This is a genomic window from Halochromatium salexigens (assembly GCF_016653295.1).
In the GTDB taxonomy this organism is placed as follows: Bacteria; Pseudomonadota; Gammaproteobacteria; order Chromatiales; family Chromatiaceae; genus Lamprobacter; species Lamprobacter salexigens.
The window spans coordinates 1-13,067 of the sequence record NZ_NHSF01000034.1 but is presented as its reverse complement, the minus strand read 5'-3'; the positions used below and the strand labels follow the sequence as shown (position 1 = coordinate 13,067).

At 60.1% G+C, this 13,067-nt stretch carries 16 protein-coding genes; 6 read left to right on the top strand and 10 right to left on the bottom strand.

Annotation, left to right across the window (positions count from 1 at the left end):
• The first annotated feature begins 273 nt into the window (after nucleotides 1-273).
• Entirely contained in the window at nucleotides 274-897 is a 624-nt protein-coding gene (locus CCR82_RS19305; protein WP_420827314.1) for a RepB family plasmid replication initiator protein, read from the top strand.
• Complete coding sequence (locus tag CCR82_RS19300) at nucleotides 816-1,142, top strand: hypothetical protein (RefSeq protein ID WP_420827313.1); 327 nt, start codon at nucleotides 816-818, stop codon at nucleotides 1,140-1,142. Before CCR82_RS19305 ends, CCR82_RS19300 begins: the two co-directional genes overlap by 82 nt.
• 46 nt (nucleotides 1,143-1,188) lie before the next feature.
• Here the strand turns inward: CCR82_RS19300 and CCR82_RS05490 are convergent, their stop codons facing one another.
• The 5 genes from CCR82_RS05490 to CCR82_RS05470 all read right to left on the bottom strand — a co-directional run bounded on the left by CCR82_RS05490 (nucleotide 1,189) and on the right by CCR82_RS05470 (nucleotide 5,516).
• The gene (locus tag CCR82_RS05490) at nucleotides 1,189-2,244 is read right to left on the bottom strand and encodes a ParB/RepB/Spo0J family partition protein (RefSeq protein WP_201244398.1); all 1,056 of its coding nucleotides are present in this window, start codon (nucleotides 2,242-2,244) and stop codon (nucleotides 1,189-1,191) included.
• 5 nt (nucleotides 2,245-2,249) lie between these two features.
• A complete protein-coding gene (locus CCR82_RS05485; protein ID WP_201244397.1) occupies nucleotides 2,250-3,374 on the bottom strand; it encodes an AAA family ATPase in 1,125 nt (374 codons plus the stop codon).
• Nucleotides 3,375-3,660: 286 nt separating this feature from the next.
• Nucleotides 3,661-4,917 carry a tyrosine-type recombinase/integrase gene (locus tag CCR82_RS05480; RefSeq protein WP_201244396.1) on the bottom strand — a complete coding sequence of 419 codons (1,257 nt, stop codon included), beginning with the start codon at nucleotides 4,915-4,917 and terminating at the stop codon, nucleotides 3,661-3,663.
• A 55-nt stretch (nucleotides 4,918-4,972) separates the two neighbouring features.
• Nucleotides 4,973-5,299, bottom strand: a complete 327-nt coding sequence (locus CCR82_RS05475; protein WP_201244395.1) for a type II toxin-antitoxin system PemK/MazF family toxin — start codon at nucleotides 5,297-5,299, stop codon at nucleotides 4,973-4,975.
• The gene (locus CCR82_RS05470; protein WP_242513281.1) at nucleotides 5,286-5,516 is read right to left on the bottom strand and encodes a DUF8778 family protein; all 231 of its coding nucleotides are present in this window, start codon (nucleotides 5,514-5,516) and stop codon (nucleotides 5,286-5,288) included. Before CCR82_RS05470 ends, CCR82_RS05475 begins: the two co-directional genes overlap by 14 nt.
• A gap of 714 nt (nucleotides 5,517-6,230) precedes the next feature.
• Here CCR82_RS05470 and CCR82_RS18900 point away from each other — a divergent pair.
• Nucleotides 6,231-7,238: a DNA-binding protein gene (locus tag CCR82_RS18900; protein WP_201244394.1), complete on the top strand. Its 1,008-nt coding sequence runs from the start codon at nucleotides 6,231-6,233 to the stop codon at nucleotides 7,236-7,238.
• 62 nt (nucleotides 7,239-7,300) lie between these two features.
• Here CCR82_RS18900 and CCR82_RS05460 read toward each other — a convergent pair whose 3' ends face one another.
• The 5 genes from CCR82_RS05460 to CCR82_RS05440 all read right to left on the bottom strand — a co-directional run bounded on the left by CCR82_RS05460 (nucleotide 7,301) and on the right by CCR82_RS05440 (nucleotide 10,257).
• On the bottom strand, nucleotides 7,301-7,762 hold the full coding sequence (locus CCR82_RS05460; RefSeq protein WP_201244393.1) for a hypothetical protein: 462 nt from the start codon (nucleotides 7,760-7,762) through the stop codon (nucleotides 7,301-7,303).
• Between the two features lie 99 nt (nucleotides 7,763-7,861).
• Nucleotides 7,862-8,707, bottom strand: coding sequence for an alpha/beta hydrolase (locus CCR82_RS05455; protein ID WP_201244392.1), 846 nt, complete (start codon nucleotides 8,705-8,707; stop codon nucleotides 7,862-7,864).
• Nucleotides 8,708-8,798: 91 nt separating this feature from the next.
• Nucleotides 8,799-9,146, bottom strand: a complete 348-nt coding sequence (locus CCR82_RS05450) for a hypothetical protein (protein ID WP_201244391.1) — start codon at nucleotides 9,144-9,146, stop codon at nucleotides 8,799-8,801.
• A gap of 31 nt (nucleotides 9,147-9,177) precedes the next feature.
• Complete coding sequence (locus CCR82_RS05445) at nucleotides 9,178-9,426, bottom strand: flagellar basal body rod C-terminal domain-containing protein (protein ID WP_201244390.1); 249 nt, start codon at nucleotides 9,424-9,426, stop codon at nucleotides 9,178-9,180.
• Nucleotides 9,427-9,636: 210 nt separating this feature from the next.
• On the bottom strand, nucleotides 9,637-10,257 hold the full coding sequence (locus CCR82_RS05440) for a DNA-binding protein (RefSeq protein ID WP_201244389.1): 621 nt from the start codon (nucleotides 10,255-10,257) through the stop codon (nucleotides 9,637-9,639).
• Between the two features lie 373 nt (nucleotides 10,258-10,630).
• Here CCR82_RS05440 and CCR82_RS05435 point away from each other — a divergent pair, with 373 nt between their 5' ends.
• The 3 genes from CCR82_RS05435 to CCR82_RS05425 all read left to right on the top strand — a co-directional run bounded on the left by CCR82_RS05435 (nucleotide 10,631) and on the right by CCR82_RS05425 (nucleotide 12,843).
• The gene (locus CCR82_RS05435) at nucleotides 10,631-10,927 is read left to right on the top strand and encodes a DUF6399 domain-containing protein (RefSeq protein ID WP_201244388.1); all 297 of its coding nucleotides are present in this window, start codon (nucleotides 10,631-10,633) and stop codon (nucleotides 10,925-10,927) included.
• Nucleotides 10,928-11,515: 588 nt separating this feature from the next.
• A complete protein-coding gene (locus CCR82_RS05430; RefSeq protein ID WP_201244387.1) occupies nucleotides 11,516-12,013 on the top strand; it encodes a hypothetical protein in 498 nt (165 codons plus the stop codon).
• 311 nt (nucleotides 12,014-12,324) lie between these two features.
• The gene (locus CCR82_RS05425) at nucleotides 12,325-12,843 is read left to right on the top strand and encodes a DNA/RNA non-specific endonuclease (protein WP_201244399.1); all 519 of its coding nucleotides are present in this window, start codon (nucleotides 12,325-12,327) and stop codon (nucleotides 12,841-12,843) included.
• The last annotated feature ends 224 nt before the right edge of the window (nucleotides 12,844-13,067 follow it).

Here is a 13,067-nt window from a genome sequence, read left to right as displayed (position 1 = left end):
ATTGAAACCGTTTTTGACAAGTTTTTTGGAATGACAATCGGGACAGTGCATGGGGCAAACTGATTTTCTATCTCAAGTTGACGTGATTGTAACAAAACCAAGGCATCCTATCGATCGGGGCACTACCCAGTGAGACAAATCCGAGAGTTTGCGGGGTCAAATCCGAAGCATTGTGAGACAAAACCGAGAGTCTGCTCCGGAGCGTTCGCCGGGCGCAGTCGATAGTGAGACAAAACCGAGAGTGGGCAGCCCTTAGCTCGATTGTGCGTTATAGTGCGACAACTCCGACTTGGATTGCGCAGTATCTTGGAAACCAGCACCAAAGGGCTTCTTGTCGTCAAGGACAACCAGTTGGTCGAGGCGACGTACACGTTGACGCTCGCCGAACAACGGTTGCTGTTGTTTGCGATTGCTCGCGTCGATAGTCGGACGTCTCTCAGTTCTCGGATTTGTCTCACAATCACCGCTGCTGAGATTGCAGAGACTTTTTTCCTCTCGAACGTCCGAGCCTACAACCTACTCACGGAAGTGGCAGAACGTCTCTATGAGCGCTCGGTGCTAATCCACGCTCCCGATCCGGAGCGCCTAGATGTCGAGAAGGAACGCACGCGGTGGGTCTCGAGTATCCGCTACCTGCCCAAGCGAGGTGCAGTAGAGTTGGTTTTCGCGGAAGGCATCCTGCCCCTCTTATGCAGCCTGCGCGAGAGGTTCTCGCGTTATCGCCTTGAGCACGTCGCTCAGCTCAGCTCAGCTCGAGTTACGCGATTCGCTTGTATGAGCTACTTATTCAGTGGCGCGAGAAGGGCTCTAGAACGGTGGAGGTCAACTGGCTACGAGAACGCTTCGACCTTCAAGGCAAATACTCCAACATCCGCGACTTCAAGGCCAGAATCCTGAAGCCCGCGGTGGAACAGATCAATGCGCACAGCGACCTTTGGGTTAACTGGGAGCAGCAAAAGCGCGGGCGTGTCGTTCATGCGCTAACGTTTCGCTTCGGGCTTAAGGCTGCATCTGTCGCAGAATTGCAGTCGAAGCCATCTCCCAAGCGTAAGCTCACTCGCGCATACGTTGAGAGCCATGCTCGGCCCGGGGAGACATGGGAACAGGCTGAAGAACGGCTACGGCGCACACACCAAGCGTGAGCCTTACCGAAGGAAGTTTGCAACTATCCGGGTTTCGCCACGAAACCTACTCTTCCCTGCCAAGTATCTCTTCAAGTGCCTGAGCTGCCCGCTCGAGCTTCTCTTCGGTCACATGTTTGTCAAATATGAAGCTCGGACGACCTTTGTTGCTGACTGCCAACCGAAATCCGTTGTACTTCTTGCTGTAGCCAATCACCGATGGATTTTGTGTCTCTTGGGATTGTGCCAGGATGATGCGTTCCATCTCGCGCAGAAGCGTTCGGTATGCCTCCTCGTGTGTGATCGGGTGTTTAGATTCTTTCTCTGTTTGTCGCTTTCTCAGAAGGTCGGCTTTCTTGAACACGGTTTCCCGAGCTTGAGCTTCCTTCTCGATCTTGCGATAAACGCGCAGCAGCTCATAGGCCCAATTCGCCCGAAACAACGGCTTCTCCGGGAAGGCGCCGAGAATCTGATCTGGGAGGTCGAAGAACGCCAATAACTTCGACAGCTTGGCTGTAGGCATCCCGAGCGTCGTCGCAAGGTGTTCGCGTCCTCTGAACTGCCCGCCGTCGATCGCGCGTTGATAGCTCGTCGCGCGTGCCCAGTCCGAGATGTCCTCTCTGACGCGGTTTTCCGCGTCCATGATCTTGAACGCCGTGAAGTCATCGAGCGGTTTGACATAGGCTAGAAGGCGGAACGCTGGGTCGTTTTGCGCAATGCACTGAGCAGAGAAGAGCCGTCGGGCGCCGACGATGAGTTCGACGTCATAATCCGCATCATCTACAGGCCGGCCGATGCAAGGAATGACCTGCCCCACGGCGCGCATGCTCTCGATCAGGTCACCGCAGTCTTTCTGGTTGATCGTCTCTCGGTCGCGATCGGCCAGTGCCCACATGCGGACTTTGGCAGGATGCAGCTGGAGTACGTTGTCGCTCTTGAGCAAATCCCCTGCCCTGTCAGCACCGAGCACCCCCGCGAGACGCCCCGACTGACGCTCAGCTTCTTTAGCGTAGTGCGATGCGCGCGGCATCACAGCCGGTGAAGGGGAGTCGCCGGAATTTGCCCCATCGCGGATGTGATGCAGGTTGAGGCCGGAGAGGATCGTTTCGCGTCGCTTAGCCATTGTGATCACTCCGCATCCGCAGCCCAAATACTCTGCACACCTAGCATGATCTCGCGGTTGACCTCATCAAAATGCATCAGCGCGCGGGTATAGGTCTCCGCTGAGCCACGCGGACGGGCCTGCTCATAGACGGTGAGCATGTCGGTCGATGCCTTTTGGATCTCTTTGGTGGTGATCATGTGGGCGTTCATAACTACCGGTCCGTAGACCTGCCGAAGTACGCCGACGATGTTGTTGCTTTCTTCGGTCCCGTCATGTTTCGTGATGAGAAGACGGAACAAGCGGATCGGTGCCGGGTTCTTTTCCACAAGCCACTTAAGAATGGTCAGGTAGTGGACAGAGGACGCTACATCCAACATGTAAGGCGTGATCGGGCAGATCAGCAGGTCCGCTGAAAGGATGGCGTTGATCGCGAGCGATCCGAGGGCAGGGGGGACGTCGACCACGATGATGTCGTAGTCGTCTTTCACGAGATCGAGCGCCTGGCGTAAGCGGTACTGGAAGTGCTCCTGGCCAGGCAGGAGATATTCGGCGTTCTGCAACTCAAGATTGGCCGGAATCAGGTCGAGTCCGTACCAATAGGTCTTGCGGATAATCTTCTGGATCGCTCCCCTATCCTCTTCAAGCGCCTCAAGCATCGTCCCATCCGACGGTATGTCCAAATCCGGAATGTAGCCGAAAATGGTGGTCGCGCTCGCCTGCGGGTCCAGATCGACGAGCAAGACGCGACTGCCCTCGCGACATGCATACTGGGCAAAGTGCACAGCTGTGGTGGTTTTGCCAACGCCGCCCTTCAGGTTGGAGAAAACAGTGATAACGGGATTCGCGCCATTTGGGCGCCCCTGCGGGATTTTGAGAGCGTCACGGATCTTTGAGACCAGCTCAAGGTCATACAGGCGCCGCCGCACAGGCCCTTCGTTTTCGGCACGCGGCGGGTCGATGGCGCCCTTGGCCTCGAGGTTTCGGATGGTGTTTGGAGCCTTCCCCACCATCTTCGCTACCTTCTCGATACCAATCGGCGCCAACGACTTTTCCTCGTTTGGGGCGGAGGCGAGGGTCAGGAGCTGGCGTTGAACGTCCGTGATGCGCTCTACCATGCCGGAGAGCAGATCAAGAAACTCTTTCGACATGTTAACTCCCTAAGGCCATGGGGCAGGTTTCGCGACGAAACCAGATTTGAAGGGAAAAGTATAGATGAAGAATAAAAACCTGCAATGAAGGTTTTTACGAGGCATTACGATACCGCCGCTCTGGAAAGCTCCCAGTCCCAGGTTTCGCCGCGAAACCTGATAGCGAAGCCCTCAAGTGGCGACGACGGCAAGCCGGGCACGCAGCACGATGGGCACGGTCGATATGCGCATCTCCGACTAATGAGATCGAATGATCGCAGCCAGACATTATCTGGCCGCGTGCCTGTCATGTCGCATCCGCTGCCGGAAGCGGAACATGCCACCCAGCCACCCGCGCATACAAAGCATCGCGGTCGGCATGCGCATAGGTGCCCAGATCCTTCAGCGAGCGATGCCGCGAGAGCGCCTGCGCTTCCTTCAGCCCGAGACCCTCATCGAGCCGATGGGTGATGCCGGTGTGGCGCAGCCAATGCGGCGACGCGGCGCGCAGATGAGCAGCCCCATCAGGATCGTTGGCCTCGATAGTGTCGGCCGTCGCCGCGAAGACCTGCTTGACCACCCGCCACAGCGTGCTGCGATTGACCGGCGCCCAGCCGTCGCGCTTGGGATAGAGGCTCAAGACCATCGGCGTGGTCTCACCCGGCTCCGGCAGTGGACTCAGGCCCAGATGGGTGCGATAGCGACTGAGCGCCTCGATCAGCGCCGGTGGGATCGGCACCTCATCCGGGGCATCGGCCTCGGTGCGATGCTTGCCGCGCACTTGCCACCACCATTGCACCCCGGAGGGCCGGCGCAGCGGGACCAGATCGCCCATGCGCGCGTGGCAGAACTCCGAGGCCCGAGCGAGCAGGGCATAGAGCGCCATCACCACCCAGCGCGTGCGCTCGTAACGCGCGCGCTGGGTCGCCGTGGCCTGCGGCATCGCCTGCACCTGCTCCAGCACCGCCTGCCACAGGCGCTCATCCAGATAGCGCGCCTGCACCGCCGCCAGGCGCGGCGCGCGTAAGCGCACGGCCGCCGCCTCGAACGGGTTGTAGCGCAGATAGCCCTGTTTGATCAGCCAGGCATAGCAGCGCTCGACGGTGGTCAGCGCCTCATGACGCGAGCGCGCGCTGAGCTTCTGTGTCCAGGGTCGCCAGCGCGGATCAGACCGCGGATGGCGCTCGCCGTACCACTGCGGCCAACGCTCGGGATATTGCAGCAGATCATCGAACAGACTGATGTCCTCACCGGTCGCCTCCGACAGCGCCTTGCCGCGCTCCAGGCCCAGCCAGAGCAAGAAGCGCTCGAGCTCATGGCGATAGGCCTCGAGTGTCAGCGGCTGGTCCTTCTGCCGCGCAAGCCAGCGGCTGACCGCCTGTAGATCGGTGCGACAGTCGGCCAGATGGCCACGCTCAGGGGCGATCAGCCAGCCCGAGCCACCGGCCGGGACCGGGGGCAGGGCGCCGGGATGCGGGGAGGTCTCCGCTGAGTCGCTGAGACACCAGGGCAGCCAGTCGATCGGCGCCGGTTCAGAGACGGGAATGAGGGGTTCACGCATCATCAGCAACCGCATCCTGATGCGGAGGCTTGAGCACTTGAGCAAGCCAGCGACGCTGTCACCGCGGCAACCCCAAATGCAGCCGAATCGCATCCTCGACGGCAGCCATATCCGCTTTGCTCAGGCAATCGATGCGCGACTTCAGCCGCACCTTGTCTGCTGCCATGATCTGGTCAGCCATGGCCTTGCTGGTCTGTTCACCGACCTGGACCAAGGCCTCACCGGGATACAGACGCGCGCTGTTGCTGGTCAACGGCATCACCAGCACCCGCTGCAGATGCCGATTGGCGGCATCGTTGCTGATGATCACCGCCGGGCGGGTCTTGCGGATCTCGCTGCCGATCGAGGGATCGAACTCGACCCACCAGACCTCACCGCGCCTCATCGGCGACATCCTTCGCCAGGGCATTGCACCACTCCTCAGCCTCAGCTTCACGCTCCGTATCGGCCGCCATCGCCTGATAGCCCTCGTCCAGGCTCGAATCGAGGACGTATGGGCGGACCAAATCCTCGATGAACTGACTGATGCGCCGCTTGCCGATGCGCCGATGCAGCCCCTCGTAGACCGGTTCGTCGAGCGTAATGGTCATGCGCTTGTGCATGGGACCCCCTGCTGAGCTGCGTTGGACGTATGACGTACTTTAGGCGCCGCGGTGCGCTGGGGCAAGGCGCTGTCTGGGTGTCGACGCAGGCTCGCTGGGAACGATGAACGAACCGGTGCCAAGGCGCGCAGGCGGTCAGCCCGCCCGCAGCACGCGCCGGGAGCGGCGCTGAAGACACGCAAAAACCAGGCTTTCAGGGGGCTGGCTCGTCACGGGTGGGGTGCCATCACTGGACCAACGGGCAGACCCCGCTCAAGGCCAACCACCTCAGTCCATGAAAAGTTGTTGCCTACAGGAACCTCAGAAGCCGCCATCACCCGACCTGCAGAACGCTCCCAAGCGGGCACAGCAGGCGTGGTGTAGGGGTTGAGGGTCTGGGGGCCGACGATGACACATCCCATGAGCAGACAGGTCGCCAGGAAGGTGCTGGTCCTCAGCATCGGGGCCGCCACGACGTTGTCACCCTCTTTAGCATGTTCCACGGATGTCTCAAGGGCTTCGTGACGATCGCTTAAGTCTCTGACAAAACTCTATTTATCGCAATTTCCCCGGCATTTTCTGGAGCCTGTTCCACGGCCCCGCAGGGTCTGCTCACGGCGAAACCGGCGGTTGGGGCAAAGATTGCAACAGAGGGGGGCTTCTGTTGCAATCTTTTGTGATTTCATTCTGTTTTATACTGTACAATCGTCACGTTACCTTATGGAAACAGACTGAATGCCCCGTCCCAGCTCGATTTCAGCCGAGGATGTCCGCGCCGCCATCTACGAGTGTCTGAGTCAGTGCGAAGCGCCCTCGGTCGATCGCTTGCGTACCCACCTGGGGCGCGGTTCCAACACCACCATCCTGCGCCTGCGCGAGTCGGTGATCGAGGAGATCCGCGATCAGCTGCAGGGGCATGCGCTCCCGGCGGGGATGCCGGAGAGCCTGCAGGCGCCGATGGCGAGCTTGTGGCAGGCAGCCCAGGAGGTCGCCTTTGCCCGCCTGGCCGAGGAACGTGCAACGATGCAGCAGCAACGCGAGGCTGCCGATGAGGCGCGAGAAGCGGCGTTGGTGCAGGCCACCGCAGCCCATCAGGAGCGCGACCAGAGCAGCGCGTTGGCCGAGGAGCGCCAAGCACTCATCGAGACGCTGCGCGCCGAGCGTGATCGGGCGCGGGAAGAGGGTCGGGAAGCCCAGCGCGGCTATGATCAGGCGCTGCAGAGGCAGCAGGCGAGGCAGGCGGCTGAGCGCGACGGGCTCCATCAGCAGGTCGAGCAGCACCGGGTGCTGATCGAGGAGCTACGCCTCGAGCAGGCGCGCGAGCGCGAATACTGGTCCGGTCAGGAGCAGCAGTATGTGCGGGTCATCGAGGAGGTCCGGGCCGAGCGGGATGCCTTCAAGCAGCGGCTCGAGGCGCAGGCCCGGGAGAGCGAACAGCGGGTGCAGAAGTTAACGCAGGCGCTGGCCGAGCAGCAACGGGTGGCGATGCGGGCGGAGGCCGAACGGGAGGTGGCTCAAGGGGAGGTGGAGCGATTGCGCGAGGCGGTCGCTGACAGCACGCGGGTGTTAGCCGAGGTGCGGGTCAGGGAGCGGGTGGCTTTGGAACAGCGCGACCAGGCGCAGCAGGGGGAGCAGGCGGCACAAGAAGCGGAGCAAGCACTGCGGCGGACACTCGACGCGCAGCGGACTGAACCCGGAACGCCGCAGCAGCCGCCCGTGGATTACGAGGACGCTGCCGGGTAGGTGGCTGCGTTGGCGTTCGGCCCGCCACCGGGTTCGCTAATGATAGAACAGAGACACGATCGTCAGGCCCGGAGCGTCCTCTCCACTCGGGGCAGCATGAAACCTTCAAACGCGGCACATCCGGGGTTGATCGACGCAACGCGATGCAGAGCATCGAGGCTCGGGACTGGTTGATCCTGGCGGATGACCGTGAGCCGATGTTTGACGTCTGTGGCGGTGGCGGCCCCCGCAAGCACGGCCAAGCGGCTCAGTAGGCCGCTCGGGCGATCGAGCGTTTCCTGAGTCACACCGCCCTCATCGAGCGTATAGCGCGTGCGTTGTCGGTTGCCGAAGACGATCAACGCGATCAGCACGAAGCCAACGAACAGCCCCACGCCAACGAGCGCGAACACGCCCAGCAACGGCGGCAACTCGGCCCAGTCACCTTGCGCGCCCAGGATGACACTCAGCAGGAGGCTGGGAATCAGTGTTGCCAATCCAGCCACCAGAGCCAGCGTCTTGAGCAGACCCGGATGGGTGGCCAAGGGGATCTCGATCTCCCAGGTGATAGGGAGTGTTGAAGACGCGTGCACGAATTAGAGAAACAGCCTGAGATCGAAAGCCAGCAGTAATAACATAAACACTCAGGTGCCAGAATCCAGCGCGAATCGCTGGTCGAGGAAGGAGACCAGCGCCTTCTGATAGTGCGGCTGCGAGCGCAGGAAACCCTCGTTATGGCCGCCCTGGAGTTCGACAAAGCGCTTTGGCCCTGGAGCCGCCTCATAGAGCCGGCGCCCAAGTCGACTCGGCACGATCTCGTCATCGGGACTGTGCAGTACAAGCACTGGAGCGTGCACGGACGCCATGTGCTCGACGGCAGGGAACTCAACCCGCAGCGGGATCACGCGCGAGAGCAGGGGGTAATGCGTCTCGGCCAGGCTCTGCATACGATCGAAGCTGGATTCGACGATCAAGGCCGCTGGCGAGACCTGTGCCGCGAGCCAAGCCGCCACCGCGCCGCCGAGCGAGCGCCCGAAGAGGACAATCTCCTCAGGTGGGATACCGCGCACCTGGATCAGCCAGTTCCAAGCGGCCTTGGCGTCCTGATACAGCCCATGCTCAGAAGGCGAGTCCTCGCTGCGCCCATAACCCCGGTAGTCGATGATGAACACCTCAAGCCCGAGATCGGTGAAGATCCTGATCGACTCGCCCCGGTGCGAGACATTGCCAGCGTTGCCATGGAAGAACAGCAGGGTACGCGGCGCTGTGGCACGCGGCTTCGGTGGCGCAACCAGCCAACCATGCAATGCGACATCGTCCTCGGTGACCAGCTGAACCTCCTCATGGTCGAGCCCCCAATCAGTCGGTGATGCCACCAAGCGCTCAGACGGAAAAAAGATCATCCGTGGCTGCAGCCACCAGAGCAGCAGGCCAAACAGGAGCAGGCCGAGCAGGGCCATGAACAGCAGTGAGGCGAGCTTGGCGAGCATCAGGCAAGCGGCTCTCAGGCGAGCGCATGGCGCTGCCGCCGCAGCCGCGCCTCGGCCTGACCCTGGGTCTCATCGGGGCATTCCGTTCGGCTCACCGCGTTTCACCAAAGGGTTCCGGCACCGTCAGGTACGTCTTCGGCAGATCGGCTCCGACGACCTCGATCACGCTGCTCTCGAAGAAGCTGCCGATCATCGCCGTTTGGCCCGCTGGATATTCGCCGATCGGAAAAGCGCTGCCATGCAGCGTATAGCTCCCCTCTCCGGGGGGCAGCTTGAAGAAGACCCGGCAGGGATTGGAGTGGCACAGGCCCGTGTCACCCGGCGCGAGCGTGATCTCGCCCCAATCGCTGACGAAGTTGCCGGTGGTGGCACAACCCGCGAGCAAAAGCGGGAGGAGCGCCAGGGCTACCCTCTGAGAAGGTCTGGTGTTCAGTGTCATCGACCTTTAGACAACGGCCGCTCAGCCACGCTCAAACAAACAGATCGATCAGCGTTCCGAGCGTCTCATCGGCCGCCTTGACCACCTGGGCAGAGGCCTCCGTCTGCCGTTGGCCGATGCGCTGGCTCACCAGTTCCTGCGCAAGATCCGCCTCCGCGCCTCGTGCGCTATTGGCCTCAGAGTCGCTCGTGTGTCGCGCGATGTTGCCGGAGGCGGTCGTCACCGTCTGGAAACCGCGCTGCAGGCCAAGCAGGCCATTGTCAAGTGCGTTGATCGCCATGTCATCTCCACCCTGAATCTGCAGGGAATGTCCCGGGGTCAAGCAGCAGCCCGGCGGTCCCTAAGCGTCGAATGATCTGGTTCCGAGCCTGCTTGATTGCAGATTTCAGTAGTTAGCAGAACTCATCACAAAAATCTGTGGCTTGCTTGTCGCGTTGGGGTTTGCGGCATTCCCAAAAGTGCGCCCTGCTGTGTTCAGCTTGAGCTACTGTCAGTCAGCCACCTCATCACCGCTCGGCGCCGGTGATTTTCCTGTTGCCTTGCGACGTGGACGAGCTGGTTTGACGGGAACGATCTTGTTCGACAGCTCCTGGAAGCGCTCGTAGAGCTTGTCGAACTCGGTCTGCATCGATGATGCTCGCGCTTCTGCGGCGTTGGCCCGCTCTTCCAACCGGGCGTTGTCCACACGCAAGTGCTGGATGGCTTCTTCTGCATCGTGGCGTTTCTGCTCAGCCTGTTCCCGTGCGCTGCGGTGCTGTTGCTCGGCTTCGAGCAAGCGGGTGGTCTCGTTCTCCAGGCGGGCAATCTCTGCGCTCATCTCTTGGCGTTCTCGAACCATGTCGCGGCGGGCGGATTCCAGCGCGTCACGGTCGCTCTGCAGGCTTTGTTGGGCGCTCTTCCAGGCGCTGCCCCAGAACATCCGGGCGGCGCGTTCGACAGGTTCGGGCATCTCGGGTCCATCCGTGCCGGTCCCTGTGGCGCTCTGTGTTTCTCGCCAGGTCGCCAGATGGGTGCTGATCGTTGTGTAACTGCCGGTGCCAAGCAGGGTGCGGATTGCAGAGGGTGAGACGGTCTGTCCACTGGCTGTCAGTGTCTCGGCGGCCTCGAACACTTGTGCTTCGGTGATGCCGGGTCGTGCCATGGTGCGCTCCTCGTGTCGTGGCGGGAAAACACTGTAATAACATAAATTACGTTATTATTGTTAGGTTCCGTTGTGGATGATGGCCGATCAGGGTAGGGCGAGAAGAGAGAGGGGAGGGGGAAGTCACCGGACGCTCAAGATGTGGCGGGGGTCTTCGTTGGGGGAGGGAAGCACTGTGGTTGCTCGAAGCAGACCTCATCGATTGGGGATGCTGATCCAGGAAGCGCCTCGAGATGACGCTCAGGTTGCAAAGTGGTGGGTTTGGTCTACAGTTGGTCTTGGTGCCTCACGGCTGGCTGGCTTGCGGGCAACGCAGGTGTGATGAGGAGACTCTCATCGAACAGTGACACGGAATAATTTGATGGAGTATCAGCCTTGCAGAAAATTGGCGCCGGACATCGAGGCCGCTGTGCTCCAGCACTTGATCCCAGCGATCTATCTCGAGCGCGTGGCCGGGCGATGTTCGGGGGCCGAGGAACGCAGACGCCTCGCGGCACTGAGCGCGCTGGATCATCCGATTCAAGCCCTCGAGGCAACCCGGCGCACCGAGCTGTTCCAACGCTCGAGCTCTGCCGTGGAAGGGCGCAACGGCCAGCTCTCGTTCGCTGCGCGCCATGGAGAGCGAAGCGAAGGCGCGTAGTCCCGGATAGGCCTAGGCGCGAGCGTATTGCCGAAGTGGCGAAGGGGCGTAGTCCCGAAGCCGCGAAGGCAATATGCAGAGCGCATCCGAGACGCCGTCAAGCCATTTGTGGGGGCTGTCGTGCCCGGCGGACCAACGGGGAGTCGGGCACGGCAGCGACCGCAGGGTGAATCCGGGCACAAAGGCTGTCGCCGAGCGCAGTCATTTTGGTGACTTGGAGTCCCAAAATGTATCACGAGCACGGCGACACTCCGGGTTTCACCACGATTGCCATCGCCTCAGTGCGCGCAAGCTCGCCGCGCTGAGCGTCTGTTTGGTCGTGCTCCACCACCCCTGTTCGAGGAGCTGCTCGAGCGTGTGCCGCTGTCACTGCGGCCCCCGCCGACGCGGGCCTAAGCTCCCCTACCTGGCGTAGCTGGCCGCTTGAATACAGTGGACGCAGTTATGATCAAGGCCCCTGCAGGCGCCGCCCAAAGCGGCGTGAGCAAAGCGAGCGCCGCTTTGGGCGGCGCCTGAGGCTTACGTTGGGCGCTTGACCCAGCCCGTATCCGTCAGATGGCTTCGAACTCACTCCTAAACGGATCACAAATGAAAATTCATCGACCCATCATCTTTTCCAGCTCAATGCTTTTGGTGTCCGCGCTGCATGCGGATGGTTTAATGGGCGGAGGCGAACCCAAGTACGACGAGAGAGTATCAAAGGCGTTAAACGAGTTAGATATTAATTACCACATCGATGAAGATGGCGATTACAGGGTCACCTTCAAGACGGGCGATGATCGCTCTCAACTAGTATTTATCTTCTCCACCACGGAGACATATCGCAACCTTGAAATCAGAGAAATAACATCTGCTGCCTATGAGAGCGAGACAGACACGCTACCCGCACATATCGCATTGAGACTGCTAAAGGAAAACAGCTCAATCAAGATGGGAGCTTGGCAAAGCTCCGGAAAACTAGCGATCTTCTCAGCCAAAATCTCCGCAAACGCAGACCCGGAATCCCTTAAGACCGCGATTGCCATTGTCCTCAAAACTGCGGATGGAATGGAGGGCGAGTTAAACCCAGATCGAGACGTTTTCTAGCAAGTCGTGGCGCGCCACTGCGAAGCGAGAACGGGACAATAGACCAGACAAGCAGGGGAAAAGGGGAATGGCTCACGGGACGAATCGTGTGGTGCTGTCCACCAAGGATGCCGCTAAGCCGCTTGCAGACGAGCTTTCGCTGGGTCAGTGATTTTGCAATTCACACATTTCGCCCCATGAGCAAAAAGCAACACAACTAAACGATGACACTTAACCGCATCCTGATTTTATTTGTTCTGCTCACAGCCACCAGCGCTCATGCAGCGTTTGATGATTGCAGAGCATATTTCCCGAACTAAACACCGCCTCAAATCAAATTCAGTCAGGGATCAGGGCAGCTACGCGATATCTGTTTCGACAGTTTTGCCGTCTGGCACTCAGGCGAATCCAAAACGCCTATCGTCATCATCGAGCGGATGAATCGAGCGCGGCTGATCGATGCTCAAGATGAAGACAGGACCGATCGCTTTTATGAAGAGGCCCGTTTGCCGTTCGCGCATCGTGCCCGGTTAGAGGATTATCGGGGATCAGGCTTTGACCGTGGCCACATGGCCCCTGCTGCGGATATGCCAACTCCCGAGGCCATGACGCAATCTTTTAGCCTCGCAAACATGACGCCGCAGGAACCGGCGGTGAATCGTAACTTGTGGTCAAGAAATGTCAAACGGGCGACACGCAAATATGTCATGCGCGCCACGGGTGATGTCTACGTCTACACCGGTGTCGTGTTCTCAGAGCCAGTCAAAACCATCGGCCAGGGTCGGGTTTGGGTGCCAATATCTGTACAAGCTTTCTTCAACCTCGTGGGTCGCCCGTGTGTCCTCAAGTGATGTTTCAACGAAGCTGATGAGCCTTGCATCTGCTCGATCAGTTGGGGGCCGTGATTGGTGAGCGTGGACGTGTGTAGCCTGAACAAGGCGATCTCTCAGACGCTGTATAGGAAGCCGCTCAAGCGAATTTAATTATTAGATCTGCAATCAATCACGAATTAATCTACTCGAAAGCAATTTGATTATCGCAGAGTTGACGCAGCAAAAGCCGAGATGATGCAAGG

Bases quoted from the DNA above. Each gene is read 5' to 3' on its own strand.
- CCR82_RS05475 (WP_201244395.1), bottom strand. From the start codon at position 5,299: ATGAGGCGCGGTGAGGTCTGGTGGGTCGAGTTCGATCCCTCGATCGGC.
- CCR82_RS05430 (WP_201244387.1), top strand. From the start codon at position 11,516: ATGAAAATTCATCGACCCATCATCTTTTCCAGCTCAATGCTTTTGGTG.
- CCR82_RS05450 (WP_201244391.1), bottom strand. From the start codon at position 9,146: ATGACACTGAACACCAGACCTTCTCAGAGGGTAGCCCTGGCGCTCCTC.
- CCR82_RS05485 (WP_201244397.1), bottom strand. From the start codon at position 3,374: ATGTCGAAAGAGTTTCTTGATCTGCTCTCCGGCATGGTAGAGCGCATC.
- CCR82_RS05470 (WP_242513281.1), bottom strand. From the start codon at position 5,516: ATGCACAAGCGCATGACCATTACGCTCGACGAACCGGTCTACGAGGGG.
- CCR82_RS05455 (WP_201244392.1), bottom strand. From the start codon at position 8,707: ATGCTCGCCAAGCTCGCCTCACTGCTGTTCATGGCCCTGCTCGGCCTG.
- CCR82_RS18900 (WP_201244394.1), top strand. From the start codon at position 6,231: ATGCCCCGTCCCAGCTCGATTTCAGCCGAGGATGTCCGCGCCGCCATC.
- CCR82_RS05445 (WP_201244390.1), bottom strand. From the start codon at position 9,426: ATGGCGATCAACGCACTTGACAATGGCCTGCTTGGCCTGCAGCGCGGT.
- CCR82_RS05490 (WP_201244398.1), bottom strand. From the start codon at position 2,244: ATGGCTAAGCGACGCGAAACGATCCTCTCCGGCCTCAACCTGCATCAC.
- CCR82_RS05480 (WP_201244396.1), bottom strand. From the start codon at position 4,917: ATGATGCGTGAACCCCTCATTCCCGTCTCTGAACCGGCGCCGATCGAC.